The following is a 13,536-nucleotide window of genomic DNA, read 5'->3' on the forward strand; positions in this document are numbered from 1 at the left end:
TCCTGGCCTCTCCACTCCGTCTCTGAAGCGGGTTGTTGCCCCCATAGGCGGCGAATTCGACTTGCAGCAGCCCGGCGTCGAATTCAACTCCTCAGCAGGGCGAGCATGGTCGCCTCGTCGATCACGGTGACACCGAGGGCTTGCGCTTTTTCCAGCTTGCTGCCGGCTTCTGCGCCAGCCACAACGTAGTCGGTTTTCTTGCTTACAGAACTGGCCACCTTGGCGCCTGCGGCTTCCAGCAGGTCCTTGGACGCATCGCGACTCAGATTGGGGAACGTGCCCGTCAGCACAAAGGTTTTGCCGGCAAGCGGCTGAGGCGCGCGCTCCGCGGGTTCGCCCTCTTCCCAGCGCAGACCGCACGCGCGCAGTTGCTCCACCACCTCTCGGTTGTGGGGCTGGTCGAAAAAGGTGCGCACACTCTGTGCCACCACCGGCCCCACGTCGTTGACTGCGAGCAGCTGTTCCGTGCTGGCGTCCATGATGCGGTCCAGGCCACCAAAATGCCGCGCGAGGTCCTTGGCAGTGGTTTCGCCCACGTGCCGAATACCCAGACCAAACAGAAACCGCGGCAGCGTGGTCTGCTTGGATTTCTCCAGCGCAGCGACGATGTTCTGCGCCGACTTGTCGGCCATCCGTTCAAGCTGCGCAAGTGCCGCAAAGCCCAGCCGGTAAAGGTCGGGCAAGGTCTTGACCAGGCCAGCGTCCACCAACTGCTCCACCAACTTGTCGCCCAAGCCTTCCACCTCCACCGCTCGCCGCTGGGCAAAGTGGAGGATGGCCTGCTTGCGCTGGGCACCACAGAACAGGCCACCGGTGCAGCGGTAGTCGGCTTCACCCTCTTCGCGAACGGCGGCGCTGCCGCACACCGGGCACTGCCTGGGCATGGAAAAGACTGCGGCGTCTGCGCTGTTGCGGCGGTCCACGAGCACCGACACCACTTCCGGAATCACATCGCCCGCGCGGCGCACAATCACTGTGTCGCCGACCCGGACGTCCTTGCGACGCGCTTCATCTTCGTTGTGCAAGGTCGCGTTGGTGACTGTCACGCCGCCCACGAACACGGGTGCCAGCTTGGCCACGGGTGTGAGCTTGCCGGTGCGCCCCACCTGCACGTCGATGGCCAGCACGGTGGTGAGCTGCTCTTGTGCAGGGTACTTGTGCGCCACCGCCCATCGCGGCTCGCGGGAGACGAAACCCAGTTGCTGCTGCAAGGCCAGCGAGTTCACCTTGTAGACCACACCATCGATGTCGTAGGGCAACTGGTCGCGTACCGCGCCGATGCGCTGGTGGAAGGCCACCAGCTCTTCTGCGCCAGTGCAAAGGGTGGTCTGCTCGGCCACAGGAAATCCCCAGACCTTGAGGCTCATGAGCATGTCAAAGTGGGTGCCGAACTCGGGGCCGCCTTGATCCGGCGGCGTCACCTCGCCCAGGCCGTAGGCGAAAAAGCTCAAGGGGCGTTGTGCGGCAATCCCCGAGTCGTGCTGGCGCACCGCGCCGGCTGCTGCATTGCGCGGGTTCACAAAGGTCTTTTCGCCCTTGGCGCCCGCAGCGATGCGGGTGCGCTGACGTTCATTAAGCGCATCAAAATCGTCGCGGCGCATGTAGACCTCGCCACGCACTTCAAGCACCGGTGGCACATCTTGCGGCAACCGCAACGGCACCGACTTCACGGTGCGCAGGTTGTGCGTCACGTCTTCGCCCACCTCGCCGTCGCCACGGGTGGCCGCCAGCACCAGCACACCCTGCTCATAGCGCAGGCTCATGGCCAGGCCGTCGAACTTGAGCTCAGCCACATACGCCACCGGGGGATCTGTTTCCTTCAATCCAAGTGCTCGACGCACACGGCTGTCGAACTTGAGAGCCCCGCTGGGCTCGGTGTCGGTCTCGGTATTGATGGAGAGCATGGGTACCCGGTGCCGCACCGCCACCAGCTCGTCAAGCACGCGTCCACCCACCCGCTGAGTGGGCGAGTCGGGGGTGAGCAGTTCGGGATGCTGCGCTTCCAGCGCCTGTAGCTCACGAAACAGTCGGTCGTATTCGACGTCGGGAATTTCCGGGTCGTCGAGCGTGTGGTACCGGTCGGCGTGGTGATGGAGCTGCTCACGCAATGCGGCGGCCCGAGCCGCTGTCGACACGTCAGAAGAAAAGAGATCAGATGTGCTCATGCGAAAAGATCACGCTTCGGTTGCGGGTAAGGCCGACCTGATAGACCCGGTGCGGGCAAACCAACGCATTGTGATTGGTAGGTACTACGCGCCTTTCACACCGCAGAAGTTGCGAAGCGCTTCAACTGCTTCTCAGAAGTGTCAGGAAAAAAGTCGCCGGGCTTGCGGGGAACCCGCAGACAGATCGCGACTGTCGAGCGCATCGTAGAGGTTTTCCAGATCGGCGCCGATGCTGTCCATGGTCTCAACCGACAACAGCTGGCCGGCGTCATCGGTGATCACACCATCCATGGCCTGGGCCAGTGCAACTGCCGCCTGGCGCATGCGCTGGAACGGCTGCTCGCTGCGCGGCACATGCGTCACTTCCAGCGCCAGCGCCACTTCGCGCAAGGCCGTTTGCTCCGGGTCTTCCGCCATGGCCGCCTGCGAGTCGAATGTGAGACTCAGAATGGGTGCCTTGCCGCCTTCACTGCCAGGCAAGACCATACGCCCCGGCAAAACGCCGGCCACGAAACCGAGCTGCGCCGCGTTTTGCGTCAGGTAGCCAGGGCTCCAGGCAGCCCTGCGGGCACGCAAGGTGAATCCGAGCTGTGCATCATGCCCACTGGCAAAAGCATCGAGCTCGCGCGCGCGGGCCACCTCTGCGCGCATGTCGGGGAAATCCGGTGTGGCGCCGACCGCGTCAGCGTAGGCCTGTGCCTTCACCACGAACTCCGAAAACTCAATGTCATTGAGAGGCCCGGCCCGGTTGGCCAGTTGCACTCCCGCCTGCAACACGCGGTAGCGCTGCCCCAGTCGCGGCGCCTCCCATTCGCCGGTTTCTTCGCACTGGGCTTCCACCGCAAAGGGTTTGCTGCCCACACGGCGTGTGCCAGGCATCGCAGCCAGCAGCGCATCGCCGGAAACCTGGTTTTCCAGCAGCAGGGGGGTGATGACATCGATCAGCGCGTCGAGGCCGGGTCGCTTTTCCGGAGCGGAAATCACATGGTGAAGTGTGACCGGTACAGCTGGCGGAGCAGGTGAAGCAGGTGGAACAGAAGTGACGGGCGCCACTGCAGCCAGGTGCTGCGGAGCCGCAGCACCTGGCCGTGCGCTGGCAAGTCCCATGGCTTCATCCACAGACACGTCGTCCAGAACGGGTTCAATCCGGTCACCCAGCATGTCCTCAGGCGGGTCGGTCTCGGCAAAGACGCGTGCGCTCTGATGGCCCGGCTCGGCACCCGGGGTGTCCTGCGGCCATTCGCGGGCCGTGCGGGGCGCACTCTTGCTGGTCAACCAGGCGTTGTAGGCCACCACCCCCGCCAGCACGAGGCCGCCAATGATGGCCAGACTGATTTGAAGTGAACTCATGGTGCTTTCGCCATTGGTCAGGTGGATTCAAGCATGCCCGCGGCAGACTCCATGTCCACCGCCACGATACGGGAAACACCCTGTTCCTGCATGGTCACGCCGATCAGTTGCTCGGCCATTTCCATGGCGATCTTGTTGTGACTGATGAACAGGAACTGCGTTTCTCTTGACATCGTGGTGACCAGTTTCGCATAGCGTTCGGTGTTGGCGTCGTCCAGCGGCGCGTCCACCTCGTCCAGCAGACAGAACGGCGCGGGGTTGAGCTGGAAGATGGCGAAGACCAGGGCGATGGCGGTCAGCGCCTTTTCCCCACCTGACAGCAAATGAATGGTCTGGTTCTTTTTGCCCGGTGGCTGAGCCATCACCTGCACGCCGGCATCCAGAATTTCTTCGCCCGTCATCACCAGCTTGGCATTGCCCCCGCCGAACAGCTCGGGGAACATCTTGCCAAAGTGGGTATTGACCGTGGCGAAGGTGCTACCCAGCAGGTCGCGGGTCTCGCTATCGATCTTCTTGATCGCGTCTTCCAGCGTGGTCATGGCCTCGTTGAGGTCGGCGCACTGCGCGTCCAGAAACACCTTGCGCTCGCTCGCGGATGTGAGTTCGTCCAATGCGGCCAGGTTCACCGCACCCAGCGACTGAATTTCGCGGTGGATGCGGTCAATCTCGCCTTGCATGCCCGCCATGCGCACATTGCCTTCCTGCACGCTCTGCGCCACGGCGGCCAGGTCGGCCTGTGCTTCGTCCAGCAACTGGCTGTATTGCTCCACACCCAGCCGGGCAGCCTGCTCCTTGAGCTGGAAATCGGTGATGCGCGATCGCAGGGGCTCCAGTTCACGTTCAAGCTGAAGGCGACGCTCATCGCTGGCGCGCAGCTTGAGGGTGAGGTCGTCGTACTGGCTGCGCAGCGCGCCCAGCGCCTGCTCGCGTTCGAGCTTCATGGCCAGGGCGTTCTGCAGCCCGGCCTGAGCGGCGGCATCGTTCAGACGGGCCAGTTCTTCGGCGGCCCGCTGCTCTTCGTCGGCCAGCGATTTTTCCTGTGAGGCAGCCGTCTCCAGCGAGCGCTGCAGTTCGGCTTGCCGCGCCTGCAGGCTGCGCAGGGCAAAGGTGGCTTCTTGTGCGGTGCGCTCCAGGGAGCGCTGCTGCTCACGGGCCTGATTCAATGCGCGTTCGGCCGCGATCACGGTGTCGTCCAGCTGGGCGTGCCGCTCCTGGCTGTCGGCCAACTGCATGTCGAGCTCTTCAAAACGCGCTTCAGCGGTCACGCGCCGCTCCTGCAGTTCGTCAAGCTGGGCGTCCACCTCGGACAGGTCGGCGCTGATCTGCTCGCTGCGTGCGCGGGTCTGTTCGGCCAGCTGTGTCAGGCGCAGGGCTTCCACCTGCAGCTCGTGTGCCCGGCTGCGCGATTCGGCGGCCTCGCGACGTGCGCTCACCAGCCGCTGAGAGGCATCGGTGTAAGCGGCCTCGGCACGCACCAGGCTTGAGCGCGCCTGTTCGTTGATCAGCACCTGGGCCTTCAGCAGCTTCTCGATGTTCTCAATTTCCTGCGCGCGTGCCAGCAGGCCGGCCTGTTCGCTGTCCGGGGCGTAAAAGCTCACGCTGTGCGCCGTGACAGCGTGGCCGCTGGCGACGAAGATCACCTCGCCGGGCTGCAACCGGTCGCGCTGTGCCATGGCCTCTTCCAGGCTGTGTGCGGTCAGGCAGCCGTGCAGCCATTCACCCAGCAACGCCTGTTGCCCGGCGTCGCTCAGTCGCAGCCAGGCGGACAGAGGCTTGAGACCCACGGTGGAAGCGGGTGTTGCGCCGCCCGCTGGCGGGTTGTAAAAGGCCAGTTTGGCCGGCGGTGCGTCGGCGCCAAAGGCACGCACCATGTCCAGTCGCGAGACTTCCAGCGCACCCAGGCGCTCGCGCAACGCGGCTTCCAGGGCATTTTCCCAGCCGGCTTCGATGTGAATGCGGCTCCACAGCCCTTGCAGGCTGTCGAGCCCGTGCTTGGCCAGCCAGGGCTTCAGTTTGCCGTCGGTCTTGACCTTTTCCTGCAGTGCCTTGAGCGCTTCCATGCGGGCCGACAAGTCGGCCTGCCTGGCGGATTCCTGGTTGACCGCCTGCTGCGCCGCGCGCCGCGCATCGTCGAGCTGGGGCACGCTGTCCTGCAGTTCATGCAGCACGGCGTCGTTCAGTTCCGCCGACTCTTGCGCTCTGGCGAGCTGGCCTTGCGCGTCCAGCAGCCGCGCTTCATCTGGCGCGGCGAGCGTATTGCGGTCCGCGTTCAGACGTTCACGGCGCTGACTGAGCGTGCGGCTCTGTTCTTCGATGTTGCGCTGCTCAGCGGCCAGCACCTGGATCTGCTGCTGCACCTGCGCGACGCTGGCGCGCTGCTCGTTGGCGCGGGCCTGGGCCTGGCGCAGGCTGTCTTCCAGCGCAGGCAAGGCGCCAGCCTGTTCTTCGCCCTGTGCGGCCAGCACGACCGACTGGTCTTCTGCTGCCACCATGGTTTCGGCCAGTTGTTCCAGTTCAACAGCGGCATCTTCGCTGCGCGTGGCCCAAGAGGCGATCTGTTCCTTCAGTTGCACCAGACGCTGTTCCACCCGGGTGCGCCCCTCGACGACGAAGCGGATTTCTGCTTCGAGCTTGCCCACCTCGGCACTCGCTTCATAGAGCTTGCCCTGCGCCTGATTGACCTGATCGCCCGCGGCGTAATGCGCCTGTCGGATGGTCTCCAGTTCGGATTCGATGCGCCGCAGATCGGCGGTGCGCGCCTCCAGATCATTCACCGCCTGGGCCGCGTCGGTCTTCACCTTGACCTGATCGGCCTCGGCTTCGCTGCGCTTCAGGAACCACAGCTGGTGCTGCTTGAGCGTGACGCTGGCTTGCAGCTGGTTGTACTTCGCCGCCACCTCGGCCTGCTTTTCCAGCTTGTCCAGGTTGGCGTTGAGCTCGCGCAGGATGTCTTCGACCCGGGTGAGGTTCTCGCGCGTGTCGGCCAGCCGGTGGGCGGTCTCGCGGCGGCGTTCCTTGTATTTGGAAACGCCGGCGGCTTCTTCGAGGAACAGGCGCAGCTCTTCGGGCTTGCTCTCGATGATGCGGCTGATGGTGCCCTGACCGATGATGGCGTAGGCCCGTGGTCCCAGGCCGGTGCCCAGGAACACGTCCTGCACGTCGCGGCGGCGCACCGGCTGGTTGTTGATGTAGTAGCTGCTGGTGCCGTCGCGCGTGAGCACGCGCTTGACCGCAATTTCGCCAAACTGGCCCCACTGCCCGCCGGCGCGGTGGTCGCTGTTGTCGAACACCAGCTCCACACTGGATCGACTGGCTGGCTTGCGCGTGTTGGTGCCATTGAAGATCACGTCCTGCATGGATTCACCACGCAGTTCAGACGCTCTGGACTCGCCCAATACCCAGCGTACCGCATCCATGATATTGGACTTGCCGCATCCGTTGGGCCCCACCACGCCCACCAGTTGGCCAGGCAACATGAAATTGGTGGGTTCGGCGAAAGACTTGAAGCCGGAGAGCTTGATGGAGTTGAGACGCACGACGCTGCCCGATGACTGACTGAAGAGAAGACGCCCGGTCCCGGCCGCCGACACCGGGAAATGATACCCGCCCCCCACCCTGCGAAATCGTGCATTCGGCCTGGGCAAGCGAGCCGCACAGTCAGCAGCGGTTGAAGCTGCACCTGACATGCCCACAACATACCAGGGGCTATATGCCGCCGATTACATTTACTTACCGGTACATTTAAATACTGCCTAGTTCAAAATCCATCTTTCCAGGCTATCCACATGAATCCTGAAGTCAGCACCTCATATGACCCCCTCCTTGTTGCACTCTCATTCGCCTTTGCCGTGATCGGATCATTTGTTGCCCTCACGGCTGCTTCACGGTTGAGCCCAGGCAATGGCAGGCCCAGTCTGATCAACCTGGCAACAATCGGAATCGCACTGGGTGGCGTCGGGGTATGGTCCATGCATTTCATCGGCATGCTGGCCTTGAACATGGACGTGGGAAGCAGCTATTCCATGATCGAAACCCTCGCGTCACTCGCCGTGGTGGTGGTGGCGACATCGCTCACTGTGGCCTACGCGGCAAAGTCACCCGACAACCTCGTTCGACTGGCAATAGCTGGCTCCCTGCTGGGCATGAGCGTGGTGGTGATGCACTATCTGGGTATGTTCGGGCTGAAATTCAACGGTTACATCCGTTGGGACTACGGCATCGTCGTTCTGTCGATGGTGATTGCCATCGTGGCCGCCACTGCAGCCCTCTGGCTGGCCTTCAACAGCCCCACGCTCCTCCGTCGTTTTGCAGCCTCCCTTGCCATGGGCGTGGCGGTGTGCGCCATGCACTACACCGGCATGTACGCTGCCGAGTTCATTTGCACCACAGAAAATCGGGTAGCCATTCCACAAGGTCCAGGCTATGTCAGTGCCTTCCGCCTACCTTCCCTGGTCATTGTGTCCACCGTGCTGATGGTGGCCTTGCTCGGTATGCATCAGTTTTTTCAAGGGCTTGTCGCCAAAACCTCCAGAGACGCTTCACGGGCCATGCGCTCAGCGAGGTGAGTCGATACACGACGGATTCCAGGGGGTGGGCTTAGCGTTTTGTCCACCCCACAGATAATCGGGGCATGAATCCGCTTCTCTCCCGCCTCCAGCCCTACCCGTTTGAACGACTGCGCAAGCTTTTCGAAGGCATCACACCCAACCCCGAGTTTGATGCCATCAGCCTGGGCATTGGCGAACCCAAGCACGCCGCGCCTGAGTTCCTCAAACGGTCGCTGTCTGCTGCGCTGGATACCGGCTTGAGCAACTACCCGGCCACAGCGGGACAACCCGCCCTGAAGCAGGCCTGTGCCGACTGGCTGAAGCGGCGCTACAGCGTGAGCGTGGACCCGTCGACCCAGTTGCTACCTGTGAACGGCTCGCGGGAAGCGCTGTTTGCATTTGCCCAGACCGTGCTGGATCCCACCCTACCCGGCGCCACGGTGGTGTTTCCCAACCCGTTCTATCAAATCTATGAAGGCGCGGCGCTGCTGGGTGGCGCTGAACCGTACTACGTGGCGAGCGACCCGAAGCGCAATTTCGCAGCCGACTGGTCCGCTGTTCCAGAAGCCGTCTGGGCACGCACCCAATTGCTGTTCGTGTGTTCGCCGGGCAATCCGGCGGGCGCCGTGATGCCGCTGAACGAATGGCGCACGCTGTTTGAACTGAGCGACCGCCACGGGTTTGTGATCGCGTCCGACGAGTGTTACAGCGAAATCTATTTCCGCGACGAACCCCCGCTGGGCGGCCTGGAGGCCGCGAACAGGCTCGGGCGAGCCGATTTCAAACGCCTGATGTGCTTCACCAGCCTGTCCAAACGCAGCAACGTGCCCGGCCTTCGCAGCGGTTTTGTCGCCGGCGACGCGTCGCTCATCAAACCTTTCCTGCTTTACCGCACCTACCACGGTGGCGCCATGTGCCCAGCCATCCAGGCTGCCAGCGCCGCCGCCTGGGCCGAAGAAACCCATGTGGAAGACAACCGCCGTCAGTACCGGGAAAAGTTCGCGCAGGTCACACCTGTGCTGGCGGAGGTGCTGGATGTTGCGCTGCCGGACGCTTCTTTCTACCTCTGGGCCGGTGTGCCCGCATCCTTTGAGCAACGTGTGGCTGGGCTGAGCGCGGATGAGGCCTTTTCGCAGGCCCTGCTGGCTCAATACAATGTGACGGTTCTGCCTGGCAGCTATCTGGCGCGTGACTTTGGTGGCGTCAACCCGGGCAAGGGGCGCGTTCGAATGGCCCTGGTGGCCGAAACCGCGGAATGCCTTGAGGCGGCCCGCCGCATCGCTGACTTTGTCGCCCGCAACACCTGAGTGGCGCACGTCGACTTTTTTCACCCTCTGTACAAGCCTTATGACTCTACAACTGCAATCACTGATCGACAACGCGTGGGACAACCGCGCAGAGCTTTCGCCATCCACTGCGCCCAAGGAAGTCATGGACGCCGTGGAACATGTCATTGCCGAACTCAACGCAGGCAAGCTGCGTGTGGCCACGCGGGAATCGGTCGGCCAGTGGACCGTGCACCAGTGGATCAAGAAGGCAGTGCTGCTGTCGTTCCGCCTCAAGGACAACGAGATCATGCGCAGCGGCGACCTCGCCTTCTATGACAAGGTTTCTACCAAATTCGCTCACCTGTCCGACGCGGAAATGAAAGCCACCGGGGTTCGGGTGGTGCCACCTGCGGTCGCGCGCCGCGGCAGTTTCATCGGCAAAGGGGCCATCCTGATGCCCAGCTACGTGAACATTGGCGCCTATGTGGACGAAGGCTCCATGGTGGATACGTGGGCAACCGTGGGTTCGTGCGCCCAGGTGGGGAAAAACGTGCACCTCTCAGGCGGTGTGGGCCTGGGTGGTGTGCTTGAGCCCCTGCAGGCCAACCCCACCATCATCGAAGACAACTGCTTCATCGGCGCGCGCTCAGAAGTGGTCGAAGGTGTGATCGTGGAAGAGAATTCGGTCATTTCCATGGGTGTCTACATCGGCCAGAGCACGCCGATCTATGACCGTGCCACCGGCGAAATCAGCTACGGCCGCATTCCGGCGGGCTCGGTCGTCATCAGCGGCAGTCTGCCCAAGGACGGTGGCAAGTACAGCCTGTATGCTGCGATCATCGTCAAACGCGTCGATGCGCAGACCCGCGCCAAAACCAGCCTGAACGATCTCCTGCGTCCCTGAAATGATGTCGCCGCACAGAGGGTCTTTCATTGGCGAGCAGATCCTGACTGGGCGCATCCAAGACAGACCGTTTTCCAGCTTCCTGAAAGGCAACCCATGAGCAGCGGAACGATGGAGCGCATTCTGCGCCTGATGGCCGAAAAGAAGGCGTCCGACGTCTACCTGTCGGCCCATGCGCCGGCGATGATCAAGATCAATGGGCAGACCATCCCCATCAACAGCCAGGTGCTGCCGCCGGAAGCGCCCCGCAATCTGCTGGCCGAAATCGTGCCACCCACCCGGATTGAAGAACTGCAGGAAACGGGCGAACTCAACATGGCCGTGCCGCTTGATGGGGTGGGCAACTTCCGGGTCAGCGCTTTCCGCCAACGCAACAACTACGCTGTCGTGATGCGTTTCGTACCCGGGGAAATCCCCACGCTCGACTCGCTCAACGTCGCGCCGGTGCTTGCCGATCTGGTGATGGAAAAAAGGGGCCTGGTCTTGATGGTGGGCGCCACGGGTGCCGGCAAGAGCACGACGCTGGCGGCCATGATCGATCACCGAAACGAGCGCGCGACCGGGCACATCCTCACCGTCGAGGACCCCATCGAATACATGTACCGCAACAAGAAGTCGGTGGTGAACCAGCGCGAGGTGGGCTCCGACACCGCTTCGCTGCAAATCGCGCTCAAGAACGCGTTGCGACAGGCCCCCGACGTGATCCTGATTGGCGAAATCCGCGACCGGGAAACCATGTCGGCCGCGATCGCATACGCCCAGTCTGGCCACCTGTGCCTGGCCACCATGCACGCCAACAACAGCTACCAGGCACTCAACCGCATCCTGAGCTTCTACCCTGTCGAAGTGCGCCCGACCATGCTGGGCGATCTCGCTGCGGCACTGCGATCGGTGGTCTCACAGCGCCTTTTGCGTACCCACACCGGTGGTCGGGTGCCTGCCATGGAGGTCATGCTCAACACGGCCCTGATCGCCGACCTGATCCAGAAAGCCGACTTCTCTGGCGTGCGCGAGGCCATGGAGAAGTCATTGGCCCAGGGCTCGCAGAGCTTCGAGCAGGACATTGCCCGCCTCGTGAACGACGGCGTGATCGCCCGCAACGAAGGCCTAGCCCATGCCGACTCGCCCAACAACCTGATGTGGCGCCTGCAAAACGACTTCAACGCCAGCAAGTCCAATCTGTCTGCCACGCCTGCCGAAGAAGAGCACAGCGACAGCGCGACCTTTACCGAGTTCACGCTCGACGTCAAATTCTGATGACCGCCACCCTTCGGCTGACCGAACAACTCATTTCAAGACCTTCCGTCACCCCGCTGGACGAAGGCTGCCAAGCCTTGATCGCCGAGCGCTTGACCGCGCTGGGTTTCACCTGTGAAACCATCGAGAGCGGACCACCTGAGTTTCGAGTCACCAACCTGTGGGCGCGTCTGGGCCAGGGCAAGAACCCCACCCTCGTATTTGCCGGGCACACCGACGTGGTACCCACCGGGCCCCAAGAGCAGTGGAGCAGCCCGCCGTTCTCACCCTCGCATCGAGAAGGAAAGTTGTTCGGCAGAGGTGCCAGCGACATGAAGACTTCGCTGGCGGCCATGGTGGTGGCCTGCGAAGAATTCCTTGCGCTGAGCGCCAAGCCATCCATCGACATCGCCTTCCTGCTCACCAGCGATGAAGAAGGACCAGCGCTGGACGGCACGGTGATTGTCTGCCGCGAATTGCAGAAGCGCCAAGAGCGCATGGACTGGTGTATCGTGGGCGAGCCCACTTCGGTTGAGCGCACCGGCGACATGATCAAGAACGGACGGCGCGGCACCATGAGCGGCAAGCTCACGGTCAAGGGTGTGCAGGGACACATCGCCTACCCCCATCTCGCGCGCAACCCCATTCACATGGCCGCACCGGCGCTGGCTGAACTGGCCAATACCGAATGGGACCAGGGCAACGCCTACTTCCCCCCCACCAGTTGGCAGATCAGCAACATCCATGGCGGCACCGGTGCCAGCAACGTCATTCCTGGCAGCGTGGTGATCGATTTCAACTTCCGCTTCTGCACCGAATCCACGCCTGAAGACCTGCAGCAACGCACTGTTTCCATCCTGCAAGGGCACGGACTCGAGAGGGTAGTCGACTACGACCTGTATTGGACGGTAGGCGGCCTGCCCTTTTTGACGCCGCCAGGTGATCTGGTCGATGCGGTGCGCATGGCCATCGAAGCTGAAGCAGGGATCACCACCCAGCTTTCGACCAGCGGCGGCACCAGCGATGGGCGCTTCATCTCACAGGTATGCCCCCAGGTGATCGAACTCGGCCCCCCCAATGCCACCATTCACAAGATCGACGAGCATGTGGCTTTGGCCGATATCGAGCCCCTGAAAAACATCTACCGACGCACGCTGGAGAACCTGGCTGCCGGTACCGATGGCAGGCGCTGAACGCTCATGATCCTGAAAGATCTCATTGCTTGGGCCCACACCCGGCTCGACGAGGCCAGGTTGTCCTACGGGCACGGTACCGCCAACGCGCGTGACGAGGCCGCGTGGCTGGTGCTCTGGCGACTTGAACTGCCACTCGACACCGACCTTGATCAGCACGCCAACCTGCAGGTGAGCCCGGAAGCCGTGCTTGCCACCAAAGCGCTGATTGCAGAGCGCATTGAAATAAGAAAACCTGCGGCCTACCTCACACGTGAAGCCTGGCTGCAAGGCGTTCCGTTCTATGTGGATGAGCGCTCGATTGTTCCTCGCAGCTTCATTGCCGAACTGATCGCCGATGGCGGCATCGACCCCTTTCTGGGATCACACACGCAATCGGTGCTCGACCTGTGCACGGGCAACGGCAGCCTGGCGGTCCTTGCCGCGATGGCGTGGCCCGAGGTGAATGTGACCGCGGCCGACCTCTCGACCGATGCGCTGGAAGTGGCGCGCATCAACATCGAAAAACACAACATGGAGGGTCGCATTCAGCTGGTCCTGTCCGACGGGCTCCGCAATTGCACCGGGCCCTACGACCTCATGCTCTGCAACCCGCCCTACGTCAACGCACAAAGCATGAAGTCGCTGCCAGCCGAGTACCGTGCTGAGCCCGAACTCGCGCTGGCCGGCGGCCAAGACGGTATGGACTTCGTGCGGCATCTGCTGGCAGATGCGCCGGCCCGCATGAGCCCAAAAGGCGTGCTCGTTCTGGAGATTGGCAACGAGCGGCCGCATTTTGAAGCCGCCTTTCCACAACTGGAAGCCATATGGCTCAGCACCAGTGCGGGCGACGATCAGGTGTTGTTGCTGACCCGAGACGACCTGTTGCCATGA

9 protein-coding genes are annotated in these 13,536 nt (G+C 62.7%); 6 read left to right on the forward strand and 3 right to left on the reverse strand.

All coding sequences use genetic code 11. The annotated features are described in order from the left end of the window. Positions 1-83: 83 nt before the first annotated feature. From ligA to smc, 3 genes are all read right to left on the reverse strand, one after another. Complete coding sequence (ligA, locus tag Q7V46_RS08835; protein ID WP_304913158.1) at positions 84-2,165, reverse strand: NAD-dependent DNA ligase LigA; 2,082 nt, start codon at positions 2,163-2,165, stop codon at positions 84-86. A gap of 141 nt (positions 2,166-2,306) precedes the next feature. Next, positions 2,307-3,515 (reverse strand): cell division protein ZipA C-terminal FtsZ-binding domain-containing protein, encoded by a 1,209-nt coding sequence (locus tag Q7V46_RS08840; RefSeq protein WP_304913159.1) that lies wholly within the window; start codon positions 3,513-3,515, stop codon positions 2,307-2,309. Positions 3,516-3,532: 17 nt separating this feature from the next. After that, on the reverse strand, positions 3,533-7,051 hold the full coding sequence (smc, locus tag Q7V46_RS08845; RefSeq protein WP_304913160.1) for a chromosome segregation protein SMC: 3,519 nt from the start codon (positions 7,049-7,051) through the stop codon (positions 3,533-3,535). 249 nt (positions 7,052-7,300) lie between these two features. Here smc and Q7V46_RS08850 point away from each other — a divergent pair, with 249 nt between their 5' ends. The 6 genes from Q7V46_RS08850 to prmB all read left to right on the forward strand — a co-directional run bounded on the left by Q7V46_RS08850 (position 7,301) and on the right by prmB (position 13,536). Beyond that, positions 7,301-8,080 carry an MHYT domain-containing protein gene (locus Q7V46_RS08850; RefSeq protein WP_304913161.1) on the forward strand — a complete coding sequence of 260 codons (780 nt, stop codon included), beginning with the start codon at positions 7,301-7,303 and terminating at the stop codon, positions 8,078-8,080. A 65-nt stretch (positions 8,081-8,145) separates the two neighbouring features. Further along, positions 8,146-9,369, forward strand: coding sequence for a succinyldiaminopimelate transaminase (dapC, locus tag Q7V46_RS08855; protein ID WP_304913162.1), 1,224 nt, complete (start codon positions 8,146-8,148; stop codon positions 9,367-9,369). Positions 9,370-9,409: 40 nt separating this feature from the next. Then, positions 9,410-10,234, forward strand: coding sequence for a 2,3,4,5-tetrahydropyridine-2,6-dicarboxylate N-succinyltransferase (gene dapD / locus Q7V46_RS08860; protein WP_304913163.1), 825 nt, complete (start codon positions 9,410-9,412; stop codon positions 10,232-10,234). 96 nt (positions 10,235-10,330) lie between these two features. Then, positions 10,331-11,491 carry a PilT/PilU family type 4a pilus ATPase gene (locus Q7V46_RS08865; RefSeq protein WP_304913164.1) on the forward strand — a complete coding sequence of 387 codons (1,161 nt, stop codon included), beginning with the start codon at positions 10,331-10,333 and terminating at the stop codon, positions 11,489-11,491. Beyond that, on the forward strand, positions 11,491-12,663 hold the full coding sequence (gene dapE, locus Q7V46_RS08870; protein ID WP_304913165.1) for a succinyl-diaminopimelate desuccinylase: 1,173 nt from the start codon (positions 11,491-11,493) through the stop codon (positions 12,661-12,663). The genes Q7V46_RS08865 and dapE overlap by 1 nt, the downstream gene beginning before the upstream one ends. A 6-nt stretch (positions 12,664-12,669) precedes the next feature. Further along, a complete protein-coding gene (gene prmB, locus Q7V46_RS08875) occupies positions 12,670-13,536 on the forward strand; it encodes a 50S ribosomal protein L3 N(5)-glutamine methyltransferase (RefSeq protein WP_304913166.1) in 867 nt (288 codons plus the stop codon).

The organism is Hydrogenophaga sp. (assembly GCF_030651625.1).
Lineage (GTDB): Bacteria > Pseudomonadota > Gammaproteobacteria > Burkholderiales > Burkholderiaceae_C > Hydrogenophaga.

Coding starts and splice junctions, on each gene's coding strand:
- ligA (WP_304913158.1), bottom strand. CDS start 2,165: ATGAGCACATCTGATCTCTTTTCTTCTGACGTGTCGACAGCGGCTCGG.
- Q7V46_RS08840 (WP_304913159.1), bottom strand. CDS start 3,515: ATGAGTTCACTTCAAATCAGTCTGGCCATCATTGGCGGCCTCGTGCTG.
- Q7V46_RS08850 (WP_304913161.1), top strand. CDS start 7,301: ATGAATCCTGAAGTCAGCACCTCATATGACCCCCTCCTTGTTGCACTC.
- dapC (WP_304913162.1), top strand. CDS start 8,146: ATGAATCCGCTTCTCTCCCGCCTCCAGCCCTACCCGTTTGAACGACTG.
- dapD (WP_304913163.1), top strand. CDS start 9,410: ATGACTCTACAACTGCAATCACTGATCGACAACGCGTGGGACAACCGC.
- Q7V46_RS08865 (WP_304913164.1), top strand. CDS start 10,331: ATGAGCAGCGGAACGATGGAGCGCATTCTGCGCCTGATGGCCGAAAAG.
- dapE (WP_304913165.1), top strand. CDS start 11,491: ATGACCGCCACCCTTCGGCTGACCGAACAACTCATTTCAAGACCTTCC.
- prmB (WP_304913166.1), top strand. CDS start 12,670: ATGATCCTGAAAGATCTCATTGCTTGGGCCCACACCCGGCTCGACGAG.